The organism is Silvanigrella paludirubra, assembly GCF_009208775.1.
Classification (GTDB): domain Bacteria; phylum Bdellovibrionota_B; class Oligoflexia; order Silvanigrellales; family Silvanigrellaceae; genus Silvanigrella; species Silvanigrella paludirubra.
Map to the genome: position 1 here is coordinate 282,245 of NZ_WFLM01000001.1, position 18,674 is coordinate 300,918.

Genomic DNA, 18,674 nt, shown 5'->3' on the forward strand with positions numbered 1-18,674 from the left:
CTACTTTTTAGATGTTTCCTTAGCAAGTCTAGCAAGTATAGCAAGTGAGCGCGTAACAGGATTATTCCCTAAGTCATTTTCAATATTAGGGTTTAATATAATTTCTTTCCACAAAGCAAATTCAGATGAAACCTCTTGCTGTGAAGAAGAATTCTGGATCTGCGCTTGAAATCTCGCTTCTGCATTTGCGTATTGCATTGCTTCTGTTCTTGTTAAACGTGATACTAAGTGTAATGCATATAATGATTCGGTGCGACTTGCAAAAAAAGGAGATTTTTTTCTCATGGAACGTGCTAAAAATTCCACATAGTCATAGTGCGGTTTCGATGGTTCAAAATTTTCTAGTAAAGTTTCTCTATATACTTTTTCTAATAAAGCAAAAGAATATTCCTGTAACCATAATGCAGGTGCAGTTTGGAAGATAGTAGCACAGTAAGTGCTGCCGCCTTCAATAACCCAAGCAGGAGGTTCTCTTAGGCTTGCATCCCAAATATGGGCGGCTAAAGTACGAATCCATCTCCATTGAACCCGTTTAAAGAAACGGCTTTCTTCATTTTGCAATGGCATTTCGACAGCCCAATTTGCAATATATTTGGAGACGTAATTATTATCTTTTTCTGTTAACTTAACTAATATTGGGAATATATGTTGGGTTAATAAAATAGATTTATCAATTAAACTAGGCTCATTGTCATGATTTTTTTGAATAGGGTGAGTTGCTAAAAACGAAAAATCTTTTTGAATGGCGCGAATAAGACCACGAATGATTTGTATTTGTGTTCCCGCACTTTCTGCGGCAAATTTTATTGCGCTTACAAAACTTTCTGAGCATTCATCGTGTAAAACCACTTCAACAAGAGCTTTTTCAAATATCCATTCTATAATAAAGCCAATTTTAAATTCCGATGCTTTATTAATTTTAAAAATATCTAAAACTGTTTTTAAATGTTTGATTCTTCCTGATGTTCCGTTAATGGATGGATTCGTTTTATAATAAAATGTTCCGTTACGTAATAGATGATCATCCGATGATTTTAAAATAATATTTACCATTTCTAGTGGTTCGGGGCGAACTGTAGCTACAGTTGTTTCATTTGTATAATCATTGGGAGACATAAGCATAAAACGAAGTTGCTGGAAATGGGGCGAGTTTCTCATTAGCTTTGCTAATGTTGGATTTGTTGTTTTAATTAGAACCGTTAAACTGGATTTGTCATCTAAGTTAACTTGTTTTCTTTCATGGAAAAAAGTTAAAACTTTTTCAGATAAACTTTCTATCAATTTATCAATTTTAACTGGATTTTGAGCTTCGTTTTGAATGTTCTTTTGCAGATAACGAAGCAAGGCTCTTAAAGAGCCTGATGCGGCTTTAAAGGATAAAAATTCGGGAAACTGAGGATGTGTTGCGAGGTAAAAGACGAGGTCGCTACAATCCTCAGTAGAGTTTGCTTGAGTAACGGCTTCTAAAATGCCATTACATGTAGCGGTATTTAAAAGATGCGACGGAACATGCGACTCAAATATTTGTGCTCGCAGAACATCGGCTATTGTCTGTGGAGAGATTTTTCTTTCCACAAAACCCATTAACATATGAGAAACAATTCCATCAGTGGATTGCTGTTCTGCACTCATTTGAAATTCGTTGCGCAGATTCTTCATTGTTATCTTGACTCCTGACCATAAGTTAGTGTTACCCTGTGTTCCCGTGTCGAAACAAGATTGTCGAACGGAGTAAGTCTAATGCAATATAACGATAGTAAGGCCCCTAAGCGGTTCTCTCAACACCCTGTTAAATATATATTCGTTACCGGCGGAGTCGTCTCCAGCATAGGTAAAGGTCTTGCTGCAGCAAGCATAGGAGCTCTTCTTGAGACACGTGGTTTACGTGTAGCAATGACTAAAATGGATCCTTATATCAATGTAGATCCAGGCACCATGTCTCCTTTCCAACATGGAGAAGTTTTTGTTACCGATGACGGAGCAGAAACTGACCTCGATTTAGGTCACTATCAACGTTTTACCAAGGCAAATCTTGCAAAACGAAATAGTTTCACCTCGGGACAAGTCTACGATACGGTCATCAATAAAGAGCGCCGTGGTGACTACCTTGGAGGAACAGTACAAGTTATTCCTCACATTACAGATCAAATCAAAGCAAACATCATTACAGCTTCTGAAGGAGCTGATGTTTCGATCGTGGAAATTGGCGGTACGATTGGCGATATTGAAAGCCTACCATTTCTCGAAGCCATTCGCCAGTTCCGCAATGATGTTGGCAAAGAAAATTCTATTTTTATCCATGTAACATTAGTTCCTTACATCCGAGCTGCTGGGGAATTAAAAACAAAACCAACCCAGCATTCCGTAAAAGAGCTTCGTTCTATTGGAATTCAGCCTGACATTTTAATTTGCCGAGCTGATCAGCCAATGGCGCAAGATGTTCGCATGAAAATCTCAACTTTCTGTAATTTACCAAAAGAAAGCGTTTTTGAAGCTCTTGATGCAGATAGTATTTATAAAATGCCTATTATTTATCATGAGCAGAGAATGGATGCTCGTATTGTAGAATTATTGGGCATTTGGACAGCGCAGCCAAATTTAGATGAATGGAATCGCATTATTGAATGCATAGAAAGACCAAAACACCATCTTAAAATTGCTGTAGTTGGAAAATATATGGGAACAAGAGATTCCTATAAATCTGTTTATGAAGCACTAACTCATGCAGGTATTGCAAACGAATCTCATGTTAAAATTGTAGGAATTGACTCCGAACAATTAACATCAGCAAATACAAAAGAAATGTTGTCTGAATTTGATGCCATTTTAGTTCCAGGTGGGTTTGGGGATCGTGGTGTTTTAGGCAAAATGCAAGCAATTCAATACGCTCGTGAAAATGATGTTCCATTCTTTGGAATTTGTTTAGGAATGCAGCTAGCTTGTTTAGAATATGCAAAAAATGCTTTAGGCATTCTTGATGCTACTTCAGAAGAATTTGATTCCAATGCTAAAAATAAGATCATCCACTTGATGGAAAGTCAGCAAGGTATTGGTAAAAAAGGAGGCAGTATGCGTCTAGGTGCTTACGATTGTCTTGTGCGCCGTAATACGAAAGCATTTGATGCATATCATTCCGATAGGGTCAGTGAAAGACACCGCCACCGTTATGAATTTAATTTAGACTTTAAAAAACGTTTTGAAGATTCTGGATTTATCATTTCAGGGGAAAGTCCAGATGGTACCTTAGTTGAAATGATGGAATTGGAAAATCATATTTGGTTTTTAGCATGTCAAGCTCACCCCGAATTAAAAAGTAGACCTATTGCACCACATCCTCTTTTTAGAGACTTTATTGCGGCAGCATTGGTAAACTCAAAAAGAAAAGAGGAGATAAATACTTAATGCCAAAAATTCGAAATTTTGAAAAATCTATTGAAATAATGGAAAGAAGCCGCAAGGTATTTCCTGGTGGTGTGAATTCTCCTGTAAGATCTTTTCGTTCAGTTGGAGGATCTCCAATCGTTTTTTCTCATGGAATGGGAAAAAATTTATTTGATGTAGATGGAAATCGTTACGTTGATTTTTGTTCTTCATGGGGTCCACTCATTCTTGGGTATTCACACCCATCCCTTATTTCTGCGATGCAAGAGCAACTTCAAAAAGCTGTTACTTTTGGAGCTCCTTCTGATCTCGAAGTTCGTTTGGCAGAAAAAGTGCAAAACTGGATCCCTGGTATTGAAATGATGCGTTTCGTTAGTAGCGGAACAGAGGCAACAATGAGTGCTGTTAGAGCTGCGCGAGCTGTTACAAAACGTAACAAGTTTGTTAAGTTTGAAGGCTGTTACCATGGCCATGCAGATCAATTTTTAGTGAAAGCAGGAAGTGGTCTTGCTACTTTAGGTAATACAAGTTCAGCAGGCGTTCCTTCAGGAACAACTCAAGATACTTTAACTGCAATATATAATAGCGAAGAAAGTATTCATGAAATATTTTGTCAATATGGAAATGATATTGCGGCAGTTATTATTGAACCTGTAGCAGCAAATATGGGTCTTGTTTTACCAAAACCTGGTTATCTTGAATTTTTACGTAAAGTAACAAAAGAAAATGGAACCGTTCTTATATTTGACGAAGTGATGACTGGATTTCGTTTGTCAAAAGGTGGAGCTGCTAGTTACTTTCAAGTTCAGCCTGATCTTTGGACATTTGGAAAAATTATTGGTGGTGGTATTCCTGCAGCAGCTTATGGTGGTAAAAAAGAAATTATGCAAATGATTTCTCCATTAGGCGATGCTTACCAAGCTGGTACTTTATCTGGAAATCCATTAGCTATGGTTGCAGGTTATGCAACACTAAGCGAAATAGAAAATCAAAATGCTTTTGAAAAGCTTGAAAGTCTTGGTAAATATCTTGATTCCTTAGTTCAAAAAGAATTAACTCCTTTTATTGAAAAGTCGAAAGTTTGTTTCGTTCGAATAGAGTCTTTCTTTTGTTTCTTTTTTGGAACAAACCGTGCGCCAAATAATTTTGATGAAGTTTCTAAAACTGATATGAAGTTATTTAATAAAGTGTATCATGAATGGATTCAAAATGGAATTTACTTAGGACCAAGTGGTTATGAAGTTGGTTTTTTGAGTGCTTGTATTGAATATGAAGATTTAGATCTGATGGTCTCTATAGTAAAGAATGTATTAAATACCGAAGATTAAATCTTCGGTTTTTTTAAAGGGAAAATCATTTCATGTTAACTTCTGAATTGTTACAAGGTGTCATTTGTTTTTCTTCACTCTCTATTTGGATTTTTTCTAAAAAAGAAATTTCTATCGCAATAGCAATAGGCTTTTCCTTTTTAACGTTTTTTATGGGATTTATTTCTTATCCTTCTTTATTACTTATCGTTTTATTTGCTTTATCATGTCATTTTTATATTAGCCTTCAAAATAAAATAATACGTTTTTTATTAACATTACTTATCGCTTTTTTTGCAGCGATAGCAATGAAAGGCGGTATTCCTTTTTCAAATCCTGTACCTATTTTTGAAGGTATAAAATTTAGCTCAATTTCTGCTCCTTTTTGGATGGGAATCAATATTGAAAAAGCGGTATGCGGAATTATTTTAACAGCATATATTATAAAAAGAGCTAAAACTTTTTCCGAATGGAAAACAATTTTTAAGGAATTTATTCCTGTATTGTTAATATTAATCATTTTATTATTTACACCGGCTATATTTACAGGATTCGTAAAATTAAATTATAAAATTCCTGATGGCATGTATTTATTTATTTTAAATAACTTATTACTAACATCTGTAGCAGAAGAAGTGTTTTTTAGAGGTTTTTTACAAAAAAAATTATTTGATATTTTTTCTATAAATTTTAAAATGAAAGAAGCCGCACCTCTTTTATCGATATTAATAACTTCAGTTATATTTGGATTAGGGCATTTATATAGTGGTGTATTAATGGCTATTTTTGCATTTATTGCAGGAATTGGATATGGCTACGCATATCAAAAATCTTGGAAACTAGAATCTGCTATTTTAGTTCATTTTGGTTTAAATATAACACACTTTATCTTTTTTACTTATCCGTATTATAAAATATAAATGTTTTTGGAGATTCTTTTTCATGATTGATAATTTAATTTGCAGAACCGTCATTCAAAGAGCAAAACATGCAGAAGTCCAAATTAATCAACAATCCCAAGGTAAAATGGAATATGGGCTTGTTCTTTTATTTGGTATCGGATTTAAAGATATATCAATGGAAATTCATGAAGAAAATGTTTCAAAAATAATAAATCAGTTTATCCCCTCATTAGAAAAACTTGCAGATAAAATTTGTTTATTAAGAATTTTTGAAGATAAAGAAGGAAAAATGAATTTATCTGTAAAAGATATTCAAGGAGGAATTTATTTAATTAGTCAATTTACTTTATTTGGGGATTGCCGAAAAGGAAATAGACCTAGTTTTACATTATCCGCAAAACCCTTACTTGCAAAACCAATGTATGATAAATTTTTAGAGATTTTAAAACAGAAAATGGACTCTTTAAATGTTTATTCTGGTATTTTTGGCGCTGAAATGAAAGTATCTTTATGTAATGACGGTCCTGTTACATTAATAATTGATTCAGGGATAAAGGGGTTTATGTGAGTTTTGATTCTCACTTTACAAATGTAAAGGCAAATTTAAGGCCATTATTATCTGTTTTTTATCCTAGCACTGTTAAGCAAAGAATATTTCTTGGAATCATATTAGGAACTATCTTTTCTTGTGTGCTTTACCATTTTTTACCTCTATTTTTTGTTCTCCCCATATTTTTTCTGTATTGTTACTTTATTTTATATATTTTAGTAGATAAACCTACACATTCTTTAATGCAATTAACCCGTCATGGTGGTTTTGATGCAGGCATAGATAGCTTGCCCATTGTAGGAAATGATGAATTTTCTCGAATTGCTAGAGCTGTTCAAGATATGGCAAAAAGAATGCGTGGCAGTATTTTAGAAGCAAGAGAACAAACTTCACGGTTAGATGAAATATTTGGAGCTATCGGGGAAGGGGTTGTAATTGTAAATCATGAAGGAAAAATTCTAAAAATCAACAATACCGTTAGAAGATGGATTGGATGGTATACTGATGTTGCAGAACGAGATGTACTTGAAGTTTTAAGAAGTGTAGAACTTTCTGCCATGATCCAAAAAATGATTTCTGAAATAAAAGGTAATCAAATCATCCAAGCACAAATTATTGAATCACTTCACTTAGATGGTCCTGAGATTCGTCGTGTTCGTGCAAAAATTGTAGCATTATATTCGGAACAACAAAATCCTGTATTGATGATATTTTTATTTGACTTAACCGATATTCACAAAGGGGAAGAAATTCGAAGAGAGTTTTTTGCCAATGTGAGTCATGAATTAAAAACACCCATTTCAGCAATAAGGGGCTATGCCGAAATTATTCAAGATATGCCTGATTTTATTAATAACGAAACAGCACAAAATTTTTTATCTGTCATCGTTCGAAATTCAGAAAATTTAACAAAATTAATTGATGAAATGCTTATCGTAACAGGTTTAGAATCGGGATCGCTTACTTTATCTATTAAACCCTATCAAATTCATGATGGCATTAGGCGTGTTGTCGAAAATATTTTACCTAAGGCGAAACAAGCTGAAGTTGAAATTTTAGCCGATGTCGATCCTGATATTGATGAAATATTTGTTGATTCTCAAAGATTCGATTCCGTATTAGTAAACTTAGTAGATAATGCTGTTAAATATAATAGACCAGGTGGTATTGTAAAAATAAGTGTTCGTAAAAATGAAACTCATCATATTATCTTTTTAGAAGATACTGGAATTGGAATTCCAAATCATTCTCGTATCCGTGCCTTTGAACGTTTTTATCGTGTTGATAAATCACATAATAGATTGGGTGGTGGTTCTGGTTTAGGACTTGCTATTGTAAAACATGTTGTACAGGCTCATGGCGGTACAATTTCTTTACGAAGTGAAGTTGGTGTAGGAAGTGTTTTTACAATTATGTTACCTATCAATCCAAGTAAAAAGAAAATTGATTTGCTTACTTCCTTTTAAAAGATATCCGTTTTTATTTTTCAAATAATATTTTTAAGAAATTAAATTTACTTTTGTTAAGGTATTTTGTTGAATTTATAATACATTGACTCAACTATCCGTTTTTGATAATGTTTGATAAATTTAATTTTATGCTGTTACTTAAAAAGCAAAGGTGACAAATATGGATCAAGACGATAAAAATTCTTTAGCTAATATAAACAGACGCGAATTCGTTTTAAAAACAGTTGTGGCCACAGGATATGCGCTAGCTGTTACTCCTGTTGCTTTTTCTGTTATAAGTACTGATTCTGAAGGCATTGAAGTCAGTGATATCCAAATTCCTGTTGGAAAATCAAAAATTCCTGGTTATTTTGCAATGCCAAAAGGCAATGGTCCTTTTCCTGTTTTATTAATTTGCCATGAAATTTTTGGAGTGCATGAACATATTAAAGATTTATGCCGTAGGTTTGCAAAACTTGGTTTTTATGCCATTGCTCCTAACTTATTTTTTAGGCAAGGCGATGTAACAAAAATAAAAGAAATTCCAGATATTATTTCTAAAGTTGTTTCAAAGGTTACAAATAAACAAGTAAACATGGATCTTGATGCTACCGTTAAATTTGCCAAATTAAATAAAAAAACTGATATATCAAAATTAAATGTAACTGGATTTTGTTGGGGTGGAAAAACAACTTGGCTATATGCAGCACATAACCCGAATATTAAATCTGCAATTGCATGGTATGGTCCTCTTGTTGGAAATCCTGGCGATAAAATGGAATTTCCTGTCAATATAGCAGCAACATTAAAAGTTCCCGTGTTAGGGCTTTATGGTGGCAAAGATGCTCGTATCACGCAAGAACATGTTGATCAAATGCAAAATGCTCTTGATAAAGGAAAAAGTGGTTCTAAAATTATTGTTTATCCTGAAGCGGAGCATGGCTTTTTCGCAGATTATAGACCAAGTTATAATAAAATGGCTGCTGATGAAGGCATTCGTGAAATGTTAAATTGGATCAAAAATCATTAAATTATTTTAATACCGTCCAATTTAATATTTTAAAATTCTTTTCTAATCTTTTCTCAAAGATTTTTTTATGTTTTTCTTTAGGACATATAATATAACGCTCCTGAGATTTAAGTAACATAGGAAGATCGGCAATATGATCACTCCAAGCACTATGCCAAATAATATTCTCACCAAGAGCATCGTGAATCCGTTTTATTTTTTCACTTTCGTAACAATTTTTTGATTTTAAAATCACCCCACCTGCATAAAAAGTAAGTTTACTTCCAATAATCAATTTAAAATGTGAGTATTTGCCATGGAGCATCCCTCTGACCCATGTTTGCCCAGATGCTGTAACTACAACTATTTCAACTCCTTCTTGTTTTAGTTTTTCAAATGTTTCAATAGCTTCTTGAAACCAAAGGGCGTTGCTTTCTGTTGCCAGTATATTTCTTAAAAATCGAGCGCATTCCCTTTTTTCTTTTCCAACCGTTAGACTCCATAAAATTAACGATTTTGCTAATGTTTTATCTAGTTTAAGAAGCCCTGTAAGAATTAAAAAAGGAGAAATCATAAGGAGAAATGGAATTCTTAAGGGTTCGCTCTTGAGGATCTTTTTTAGAAGTGTGAGGAATGAATCTTGGCAAATGAGGGTGCCGTCGAAATCAAAAAAAGCATAACGTGGGGTTTGCATAAAGTCTCCCGTTTTTAGATACCTACATGTCCTATAGGTTTGAATTTATATTTAGTTCTTAATCATAGGAAAAGTCAAAATTAGGGTAAGAAAATGGAATTTGATATTAATCAGAAAAAATACGGTAATTTTGTAGTGATAGCAGCAACGGGACTGTTTTTAACGTATCAAATTCCTGAAAAATTTTTAGATATGAAATTAGGTAAATTTTGCCTTGTTCCAATGCGCCAAGGTAAATCACTAAAAACATTTGTCGCTTTATTTATAGAATATACTGAAAAACCTGATTTTCCTTGCCAAGAAATCATAAGTTATGTTCCTTTTACAAATCAGGTTCCAGAAGTCTTAATCTCAATTATGAAATGGGTTGCTGAGTATTATTTATTTCCATTTGAACGTGTATTGCAAAATATTGCTCCTAAATTTGTTTGGAATGTAGAAAAACATACTCTCCTTTTTAAAAGATTGTCTAAATTTTTTCATATTGATGATAAAAATCATTATTATATTAATCAAGAAAATAATAAAAAAGGAATTAAAGGCGAGGCAATTTTACCTGTAAGGGAACAAATTGATTTATCAAAAGAACAAGAAAATATTTATAATCAAATTTTATTAAAACCAAATTCTGTTTGTTTATTACATGGCGTTACAGGGTCAGGTAAAACAGAAATTTATTTAAAAATTGCGCAAAAAATAATAAAAGATAACAAAACAGTCCTCATTCTTGTTCCTGAAATTGCATTAACTCCTCAAATGAGCTCGCGATTTCGTGCTGTATTTCAAAATAATTTAGCAATTTTACATTCAGGATTAACATCTAATGAATATGAAAAAGAATGGTTTAAAATTCATTTAGGATTTGTAAAAATTGTGCTTGGTGTAAGAACCTCTATTTTTACTTTATTAGAAAATATAGGACTAATTATCTTAGATGAAGAACATGATGGAAGTTATAAATCACAAGATCTGCCACCCTATCAAGCAAGAGACATTGCTGTTTTGCGTGCAAAAAAAGAAAAAGCCTTATGTATATTAGGCTCAGCTACACCTTCTGTGGAGTCAATGTATAATGCTTTACAAGGAAAGTATGAATATTTTAAACTTGAAAATAAATATTCAAATAATACCGTTGATAGTATTATAATTGATAGCAAAAAAAATATGAATTTACCTTCAAGGTTAAAAGAAGGTAATTATCCTTTAAAATCAACTCAAATATCTTTTCAAAATGATAGTATTTCATCTGAAGTTTGTTCTCTTTTAAAAGAAAAAAAAGATAAAGGTGAACAGAGTATCGTTATTATTAATAGAAGAGGATATATTAATTTCGCAATTTGTGCTGAATGTACATCCCCTTTAAAATGTCCAAGATGTTCTGTTACGACAACATTACATCAAAATGGATCCATAGAAATATGTCACTATTGTGGATACCGAGAGAATAAAAGAAAAAATTGTCCATCATGCCAGTCAAATCAATTTTTATTAAAAGGGATTGGGACTCAAAATATAGAAGAACAAATTCAATCTTTAATACCAAATTTAAAAATAGATAGACTAGATAGGGATGTGCTAACAAGTAACACAAAATTAAATGAAATTATAGAAAATTTTCGTATTGGGAATACAGATTGTTTAGTGGGAACTCAAATGCTAGCGAAAGGACATGATTTTCCTAAAGTAACATTGGTCGTTATTCTTCATGTTGAAGATTCTTTATTTTTGCCAGATTTTAGAGCATCTGAAAGAACTTTTCAATTGTTAACTCAAGCCATGGGTCGAGCGGGAAGGGGAGAAAAAAAGGGGACGGTGGTTTTACAGTCTCTAATAATTGGTCATCCTGTTATAGAAATGTCTTTAAATAATAAAGTAGATGATTTTATGAATAGAGAAATTTCATTAAGAAAAATTGGCTTTCATCCTCCATTCTCTAGACAAATATTATTTGAAATAAGACATCGAAATAAAGAAAAAGCCTTAAATTTATCTAATAAACTTAAAGAATATTTAGTTTCACATTGGAAATTAAATCAATTTAATCCTTTAAAAGTAAGACTTGCAGGACCTTATTCTGCAACAATTGAAAAAATAAGAGATGAATTTCGAATGCAACTTTGTATTAGTAGTTCGCGAGATTATCATCCTTTTATCCTTTTTCCAAAGGAAATATCTCATGACAAAGAATTGATATCTTGTTTACGTATTGATGTTGATCCTTACTCTTTTCTTTAGAATATGAAAAAAATTTTCCGATACTGAGAGGAGTATAATTTCCTTTATATAAGATAAATGAAGGGTATGAAATGCCTCAAGCTTCTGAAAATAATAAAAATTCAGAAAGAGTTTGTGTTTTAATCATTGAAGAAAAAGCAGACCTTCGTACTTTTTTTATGGGTGTTTTAACAAAAACGGGAAACTATGAAGTAAAAAATGCGGCGTCTCCTATAGAAGCATTGCAGATTCTTAGTAAAGAAGCAAATACGATCCAAATCATATTATTTGATTGGAATATGAAAGAAATGCCTGGTCATGTCTTTTCACAAAAGATAAAAAATGAAGTGAATTATGATCATATTGAGTTGGTTGTTTGCTCTGCTGCATTTTCCCCGCAAGATTCTTTTTTAATGAGTGAAATTGATATTTATTATACTATGCCCAAGGTTGTAAATGCGTCTGAGTTTTTATTAAAAATGGAAGAAGTTCGTTCCGAATTTATAAATACACAAGCAATTTCTGCAAAACTAAAAGATTTAAAACATTTAATCCATGAGTCAGATATAAAATCCATTGACACTCTTTTTTCAAATTCAGACGTAGAGAAAGAAATTACAAATAATTCAAAATATACTTATTTAGGCGGTGAGGTTCGTATTTTAAAGAAAAAATACGATGAAGCTATCGAATTTTTAAAAAATCATCTCGATAAAAATCGTGAAAATAGACAAAATGAAAATTTAAAGACATTGAGCACTCTTGGAAAAGCTCTTTGTTTAGTTGGTAAGTTTGAAGAAGCTTCTATGATTTATGAAAAATTAGAATCGAAAAGTCCAAATAATTTAGGGCATAAAATTATGCTTGGTGATGCTTTATTAGGTTTAGATGACATTAATGGAGCAGAAAATAAATTTAATGAAGTATTAAATAAAGATCCTTCAAATACAGGAGCTTTAGTTGGCATGATGAAAACGAATTCTGTTAGTGGAAATTTTGATCAGGCTAAATCCTTTTTTGAAAAAATAGAAGGAAATTTTGAAAGTAAATCTTTGGCAAGTTTTTTTAATAATAAAGGCGTTGCTTTAGTTAAAAAAGGAAAAGTGGAAGAAGCGATTTTATTTTATGAAAATGCACTTCAATTCTTCGATAAATTTAAAGCCCATGTTTATTTTAATCTTGGTATGGCATACTATCGTTCCGGTAACATTTCTAGTGCTGTCAGCTGTTTTCAGGCGGCAATGGCTCAAGATGCGAAGTTACTTGAAGAAAAAAATATATTGAAGGAGTTACGAGAAAAAGGTGTTGAAAAATTTATTGCCGATTACAATGAGAATCTTAAATCAAGAAAAAAATAAAAACTTAGTTGTTCTATTCCTTTTTTGTCTTTTTACAATTGCTATATCATGGTTCATTCAATTTACAATTTATTCTGAAGTATCAAAGGGAAAAACATTATATATTTTAATTTCTTTATTAATGATTTCTTGGCTCCCTTTTTTAATTTCTATATTTTTAATAAAAATATTTAGACTATCTTTTGATATGCTATTATTAATCCCCTTGCTCAGTAAAAAAATAATCTGGGGAATTTTAGTTCCCTTATTAGCTGCTGCAATAGGAATTAAGTTGAGTCTTAACATGTCTCAAATAAATTTAATTTCTCCAGATAGCCCTATTTTTCTTTCTGGTGATACAATATACTCAGCTTTAAATATATTTTTATCTGGTTATTTTCCTATTATTCTTTTTTGTGTCGTTGTTTCATTAGGTACAGAGTTATCATTCAGGGCTTTTTTTATAGAGCTCATGAATAAAGCAAAAATAAAAAATTCTTGGCTTTTTGCAGGTTTGATTCAATTTATTGCTTTTGTTCCTTTTTTGTGGTTTGGTTACTTTGGTGGTGGTGAAAGAAACATATTGTATATTATATTTTGGCTTGTTTTATTTCTAAGTCTGTCTGGATTTTATGTTTGGCTTTCTATTTTACCAGCCTGTGATCCGAAAGAAGCAAAAAATAAAAAGCTTAAAATTGAAGCAAAAAGATCTCTTCTCCTTCCCATAATTTCATCTGGCTTATATCTAAATATTTATTATGTAGTTGCTGCAAGGACATTAGTAGAAAATGGAAATTTGTGGATGTCTGGTCCTGCAAATGTTATAACTGTCGTGATATACTTCATCATTACTATTTTTTTGCTCATGACGAAAAGGTTGAAATACTAATATGCCTGGGTACCAAAAAAAAATTTCTGCTTCTTTTTTTTCCTTTAAGAATATTTTTTCAGAGAAATCGAATTCATCAGAAAAAATACTTCAAAAGACAGTTAATAAACAAAAATCGCTTTCATGGATATTTTTTTTAGTTTTTAAAAAGAATATATTTATAGCATCTTTTTTACAAATTGTTTTGCTATCATTAGCCTTAATGTCTCCATTTATTATTAAATATTATCTTGAATTTTTTTTAGTACCAAGTTTTGCTGAAGTAAGTAAAAAACTTTTTTTGTCATCAATGTATTTTTTTGCGTTTGTTTCTCTTTTTCTTTTTGTTTCTTATTTAAAGAAACAGCTATTCATAAATTGGAAAAGAGAGATTGAATATCAGTCCCTAAATATTATGTCACATATATGTTGTTATTCATCAAAAGACCAAAATAATATAATGCTGAATAAATTTAGTGATGAAGATGGGAACTTTTTTTCATATAAATTTATTGATCTTCCTAATGTTTTGTCTTTATTATTTAGTATTCCTGCATTGGTAGTTTCTTTTATTTTTATTTATGTTTTAATGGACAAGCTTTTTTTTATACCAATTTCAATTCTTATGATTATGTTCTTTTTACAAATTCAAAATCAAATTTTTGTTTCAAGAACCATGAAAAAAGTGTTGTTTTTTCTTGAATCAAGAAGTCTTTTATTAAAAAAGATTTTTTTATACGGTAATAGAGTTCATTTGTTAGCAATGGAATCTTTCTTTTTAAGAAAAATAAATTTATTGCAGCAAAATAGTAAAAATATAACGCTAAATATAATAAATCGAATTTCTGCTTCACGTGTTATTTTTTATTATTCTTGTTTTATATTAGCAATTCCTAGTATTGCAATTTATATTTATGTACATCCAAATGCACCATTAACATCCATTGCAACGCTTTTAGTGTTTTTTATATTAGCAGCTCACTTTTACTCAAATATTTTATCATTTTCTTCTCGAATTATAGAGTTAAAAAATAATTATAAGTTATTAAATTCTAATGTAACATTAGTTAAAAATAATGATGTAGAGATAACTCAAGAAGTTAATGAAGAGTTTAATGATTTTGAAGATTTTGTGAATATAAATAAAAAAGTTGTTAAGCAAGAAAAAATTTGGTTTCATAAAGCATCCTTTATGAACGGAAAGGTGATAAACCTTTATAATATTTCATTTGAACAAAAGCAGGGAAATATAACCGCCATTGTAGGGCAACCTAATTCTGGAAAATCCTCTTTTTTAGCAGCATGTGCAGGTGAATTAAAACTAATAAGTGGAGAAAAAAAGTTACCAAATCATTTTGAGATTTTACCTCAAGATATCTCTTTATTTGATGGGACTTTAAGAGAAAATATTATTTTAAATAAAGAATTTGAAGGAAGAAGATATATTGAATCTGTCAGAGCCAGTTTTCTCGAAGAAGAATTAAATTCTTTAGAGGATGGTGATGAAACATACTTAGATACAAAAGAAAATACATTTAGTGAAAGCTTTTTAAGAAAAATTGCAATCGCTCGTATTTTATATGCGAAATCTGAATTTTATTTTTTAGATGAACCATTTCAAAATTTATCTCAACCAGAAATTTCCCACATTTTTAATGAAGGGTTTTTAAAATTATTACACGGTCTAAATCGTGTAATTGTTACTGAAAAATTAGAAATAGCATCCCTATGTGATCACATTGTTGTCATGAGAGATGGAATGATTGTGGAACAAGGAAGTCATAAAGTTCTTATAGAAAAAGCAGGTGTTTATGCAAGACTTCATTATGCTGCAGCAGATTCAAGGCAATTTGGCTTAACCCAAAATCAGTCTAAGACAAAAATTAAATCAAATTTAATTTCTAGTCATGAAAAAAATAAATATTATGATTTCAGTTTTTATGATAAATCAAATGAAATAAAATATATTCGACAAATTTTTAGTTCAACAAAATTCTTTTTTCAATCCTATTTTAAAAATAAAAATTCTTATTTAAGTTTGGGTATAATTCTTCTATCTCAAATATTTATGTGCATAGGGTTTTACTCTTTATTTTCTCATACTATTGCAGAAAAATTTTCAAAAAATATTCAAATAATAATGTTTGTGACAAGTACTTTAATTTCATTAGGTCTTTTTTATCTTTTTCATATAAAAAATGCCATGATTAATCTACTTTTTGGTTCGACAATAGAAAATAAAGTATATAATGTTTTAATTAAAAAATATAAAGATGATCATTCTTTTACAGCAAAATATTTAGATAATTTTTCTAAGGCAAAAGATGATTTATTTGCATCTCTAACTTCATTAATTGTAAGGTTTTCCTATCTTGTGGCAGGATTTGTTTTAATTTCAATTGCAAATGCTTCCGCTTTGTTATTGTTAGTTGCATTTGTTATTTTCACATTTGTTTTTGCATTAGTTAAAAAGGGTTCTTATTTAAGGGCTTATTTTGAAATGCAATCTGAAAAAAATAAGTTAGCTAAATTAACATTTCACTATACAAAATCATTAAAAATTTCTAACTCATTTTTATTTAGAGAGTATTTGTATAAAAAACACAATGATAAAATAAATGAAGTAGATGAGAAAACACGAGAAAAAGATACTTTTATTATACAATTTTTTAAATTTATATCTTTATCACTTGTATTTATAGTAGCTTTATCTGTCGCGTATTATGTTATAAATATTGAAAAAATGTTTATTGGAACAGTAATCATGTCCTTTTTATCTGTGATTTTCTTTTTCCAAGCTTTTGTCAATATTGAAGAGGATTTTAAAAAATTTATTAAATGTATTCCTTATTTTGAAGATTTGATGCGTGCTTCTATTCATTATGATGATATTGAAAATCATTCATGCTCTACTTCTAATTATTGGCCTCAAAAAGGTTCATTAAGAGTCATGTCTTTAACCGTTACTTCTTCTATTGAATACCCCAATCCAATACATAATTTAGATCTTTTTATTCCTCACGGAGCAAGATTTGGCTTTATTACAGATAAAGGTCAAAATAAAACATCTACTTTTTTTGCAAGTTTGCTTTTATTTGTTCCTTTTGATACAGGCACAATTATAATTGATGATGAAGATATTTTAAAATTAAATCCAATTGAACTAAGAGATAAATATACTTATATATCTATGAACTCTTTATTCCCTTTTCTTACGATTCGAGAAAATTTAGATCCTACTGAACAATTTGATGATTCTGAAATATGGTCGGTATTAAATAGAGTTGGTATTGCTCAATCTGTTGCCGTTCTTAGAAATGGTTTAAATACAAAAGTGGATGATCTTCCTAAACAAATGTTATGGTCTGGTGAGATTTTATTTTTCTCATTCGCTAGAGCCATCTTATTTTCAAATAAAATTTTACTTGTGGACAATTTAATTTTACCTGAAGAAATGGAATTAAGGATTATAGATCTTTTATCCACAGAATTTAAAGATGTAACCGTTATTTTTTCAATTCATTTGAAATCAAAACTTCTTTCTATTTGTGACGATGTAGCTCGTTTTGATAAAGGAATATTACGAAGAGCTACAATTGAAAAATTGAATTACACAAATATAAATTCCCATGGGGATATTTCAGAATTGACAAAATAAACAGAAACTAAAATTAGTATAGAATTATTGCTGAAAATTAAATTTGCTTAAGAATTACGCTCCAATAACTTAAAAAATATATCACTTTAAATGCTATAAAGTGACAAATACTCTTTTATAAGAATAATTTTTTATTATAAGTTTTATAAATATCTAATAATAAAGAAAATAAATTTTGGCATATATATTGCTTTTTGAAAAGAACTGATTTTTATGTTTCTTTAACTCACAAGGCAAGAAGGATTTTGTCATGTTTATTTTAAATTATGTTACGAATAGTAAATTTTATTTTACTCAGGGACTTTCTGTTAGTTTATCAAAATATGAAAAGAAATTTAAAAATCAAGGTTCTCTAGAAAATACAAAAGTAATTAGTGAGGGGGGGTGTGCCGCTTTTGTTTTGTATTTTATGAAATATTTTCAAAATTTTGGGAAAATAAATACAGATATTTTAATCTTAAATATAAAAAAAGAATTAACAAATTCAGATGTTATTATGCCTAATGTCTATTTTTGGATGGGATTGCAGCATTTGATTTTTGATAATTTTAAGACTCCTATATCCTGTCCTAAAAGTTATATGCCTGAAAAAGATCTTAAAGTTATCCATTTGAAAAATACTATAGATGAACGCACTAATGCAAATAATGAAAAGTTAACAAAAGCGGTAAGAATTAAAACTCAAGAATTGAATTTTAAAAGCTTATTTGAAAAATTTAAAAATGATAAATCGGTAAATTTTAATTTTGAGCAGTACAATTATCTTTCAAAAATCAAGTCCAAAGAATATGAAACCGCTTTAAATTCAACCGAAAAAGATTTAAAAGAAATTAATATATTACAATCTCAATATGATTCAAAAATGAATTTTATTAAAGATTCTTTGAAAGCCCATACAGGCAATAATTCAGCAGATTATTCTCTATTATTTGAATTATTATTTATTATGAAAAATGCTATAAGTTGGAAATATAATTCTTCACTTGATAATGTTGAAAACGTTCAAGATGTATTTAAATTAATTGATCAACACCACCAAATATTAACTAGCTCAAATAAAAAAGATATGGCAATTTGCTTTAATACAGGTATAACTTTTAAAAAAGATGCTCATCAAATCTGTTTTATTATAACGAATGAGCCTAAAAATCAATTTTTAATATTTGATCCAAATTTTGGTTTATTTTCATTTAAAAATATAAATTCCTTTTATAAAGCAATTAAAGATTTAACTCAAGGGTTTTTAGCTTATAAAACAATCAAATATGAATTAAATGTTTATTATCTAAATGCTTAATTTTAAGAA

13 protein-coding genes are annotated in these 18,674 nt (G+C 30.1%); 11 read left to right on the forward strand and 2 right to left on the reverse strand.

Annotated features, from left to right (window positions below; all coding sequences use genetic code 11):
• The gene (locus tag GCL60_RS01490; RefSeq protein ID WP_153418088.1) at positions 1 to 1,659 is read right to left on the reverse strand and encodes a hypothetical protein; all 1,659 of its coding nucleotides are present in this window, start codon (positions 1,657 to 1,659) and stop codon (positions 1 to 3) included.
• Positions 1,660 to 1,740: 81 nt separating this feature from the next.
• Here GCL60_RS01490 and GCL60_RS01495 point away from each other — a divergent pair, with 81 nt between their 5' ends.
• The 6 genes from GCL60_RS01495 to GCL60_RS01520 all read left to right on the forward strand — a co-directional run bounded on the left by GCL60_RS01495 (position 1,741) and on the right by GCL60_RS01520 (position 8,618).
• On the forward strand, positions 1,741 to 3,402 hold the full coding sequence (locus tag GCL60_RS01495) for a CTP synthase (protein WP_153418089.1): 1,662 nt from the start codon (positions 1,741 to 1,743) through the stop codon (positions 3,400 to 3,402).
• Complete coding sequence (gene hemL / locus GCL60_RS01500) at positions 3,402 to 4,709, forward strand: glutamate-1-semialdehyde 2,1-aminomutase (protein WP_153418090.1); 1,308 nt, start codon at positions 3,402 to 3,404, stop codon at positions 4,707 to 4,709. Before GCL60_RS01495 ends, hemL begins: the two co-directional genes overlap by 1 nt.
• A 32-nt stretch (positions 4,710 to 4,741) precedes the next feature.
• Positions 4,742 to 5,608 (forward strand): CPBP family intramembrane glutamic endopeptidase, encoded by an 867-nt coding sequence (locus GCL60_RS01505; RefSeq protein WP_153418091.1) that lies wholly within the window; start codon positions 4,742 to 4,744, stop codon positions 5,606 to 5,608.
• A 22-nt stretch (positions 5,609 to 5,630) separates the two neighbouring features.
• Positions 5,631 to 6,158 (forward strand): D-aminoacyl-tRNA deacylase, encoded by a 528-nt coding sequence (gene dtd / locus GCL60_RS01510; RefSeq protein ID WP_153418092.1) that lies wholly within the window; start codon positions 5,631 to 5,633, stop codon positions 6,156 to 6,158.
• Positions 6,155 to 7,606 carry a sensor histidine kinase gene (locus GCL60_RS01515; protein ID WP_153418093.1) on the forward strand — a complete coding sequence of 484 codons (1,452 nt, stop codon included), beginning with the start codon at positions 6,155 to 6,157 and terminating at the stop codon, positions 7,604 to 7,606. The genes dtd and GCL60_RS01515 overlap by 4 nt, the downstream gene beginning before the upstream one ends.
• A 163-nt stretch (positions 7,607 to 7,769) precedes the next feature.
• Complete coding sequence (locus tag GCL60_RS01520) at positions 7,770 to 8,618, forward strand: dienelactone hydrolase family protein (protein ID WP_153418094.1); 849 nt, start codon at positions 7,770 to 7,772, stop codon at positions 8,616 to 8,618.
• A gap of 1 nt (position 8,619) precedes the next feature.
• Here GCL60_RS01520 and GCL60_RS01525 read toward each other — a convergent pair whose 3' ends face one another.
• Positions 8,620 to 9,291, reverse strand: coding sequence for an HAD-IB family phosphatase (locus tag GCL60_RS01525; RefSeq protein ID WP_153418095.1), 672 nt, complete (start codon positions 9,289 to 9,291; stop codon positions 8,620 to 8,622).
• A gap of 93 nt (positions 9,292 to 9,384) precedes the next feature.
• Here GCL60_RS01525 and priA point away from each other — a divergent pair, with 93 nt between their 5' ends.
• The 5 genes from priA to GCL60_RS01550 all read left to right on the forward strand — a co-directional run bounded on the left by priA (position 9,385) and on the right by GCL60_RS01550 (position 18,665).
• Complete coding sequence (priA, locus tag GCL60_RS01530; protein ID WP_153418096.1) at positions 9,385 to 11,526, forward strand: replication restart helicase PriA; 2,142 nt, start codon at positions 9,385 to 9,387, stop codon at positions 11,524 to 11,526.
• Positions 11,527 to 11,597: 71 nt separating this feature from the next.
• Complete coding sequence (locus tag GCL60_RS01535) at positions 11,598 to 12,863, forward strand: response regulator (RefSeq protein ID WP_153418097.1); 1,266 nt, start codon at positions 11,598 to 11,600, stop codon at positions 12,861 to 12,863.
• Complete coding sequence (locus GCL60_RS01540) at positions 12,835 to 13,731, forward strand: hypothetical protein (RefSeq protein WP_153418098.1); 897 nt, start codon at positions 12,835 to 12,837, stop codon at positions 13,729 to 13,731. The genes GCL60_RS01535 and GCL60_RS01540 overlap by 29 nt, the downstream gene beginning before the upstream one ends.
• Position 13,732: 1 nt before the next feature.
• Positions 13,733 to 17,368 (forward strand): ATP-binding cassette domain-containing protein, encoded by a 3,636-nt coding sequence (locus GCL60_RS01545; protein WP_153418099.1) that lies wholly within the window; start codon positions 13,733 to 13,735, stop codon positions 17,366 to 17,368.
• Between the two features lie 250 nt (positions 17,369 to 17,618).
• On the forward strand, positions 17,619 to 18,665 hold the full coding sequence (locus tag GCL60_RS01550) for a hypothetical protein (RefSeq protein ID WP_153418100.1): 1,047 nt from the start codon (positions 17,619 to 17,621) through the stop codon (positions 18,663 to 18,665).
• Positions 18,666 to 18,674: the final 9 nt, after the last annotated feature.

Excerpts from the sequence above, each read along its gene's own strand:
- GCL60_RS01490 (WP_153418088.1), bottom strand. The coding sequence starts at position 1,659 with ATGAAGAATCTGCGCAACGAATTTCAAATGAGTGCAGAACAGCAATCC.
- GCL60_RS01495 (WP_153418089.1), top strand. The coding sequence starts at position 1,741 with ATGCAATATAACGATAGTAAGGCCCCTAAGCGGTTCTCTCAACACCCT.
- hemL (WP_153418090.1), top strand. The coding sequence starts at position 3,402 with ATGCCAAAAATTCGAAATTTTGAAAAATCTATTGAAATAATGGAAAGA.
- GCL60_RS01505 (WP_153418091.1), top strand. The coding sequence starts at position 4,742 with ATGTTAACTTCTGAATTGTTACAAGGTGTCATTTGTTTTTCTTCACTC.
- dtd (WP_153418092.1), top strand. The coding sequence starts at position 5,631 with ATGATTGATAATTTAATTTGCAGAACCGTCATTCAAAGAGCAAAACAT.
- GCL60_RS01520 (WP_153418094.1), top strand. The coding sequence starts at position 7,770 with ATGGATCAAGACGATAAAAATTCTTTAGCTAATATAAACAGACGCGAA.
- GCL60_RS01525 (WP_153418095.1), bottom strand. The coding sequence starts at position 9,291 with ATGCAAACCCCACGTTATGCTTTTTTTGATTTCGACGGCACCCTCATT.
- priA (WP_153418096.1), top strand. The coding sequence starts at position 9,385 with ATGGAATTTGATATTAATCAGAAAAAATACGGTAATTTTGTAGTGATA.
- GCL60_RS01535 (WP_153418097.1), top strand. The coding sequence starts at position 11,598 with ATGCCTCAAGCTTCTGAAAATAATAAAAATTCAGAAAGAGTTTGTGTT.
- GCL60_RS01540 (WP_153418098.1), top strand. The coding sequence starts at position 12,835 with ATGAGAATCTTAAATCAAGAAAAAAATAAAAACTTAGTTGTTCTATTC.
- GCL60_RS01545 (WP_153418099.1), top strand. The coding sequence starts at position 13,733 with ATGCCTGGGTACCAAAAAAAAATTTCTGCTTCTTTTTTTTCCTTTAAG.
- GCL60_RS01550 (WP_153418100.1), top strand. The coding sequence starts at position 17,619 with ATGTTTATTTTAAATTATGTTACGAATAGTAAATTTTATTTTACTCAG.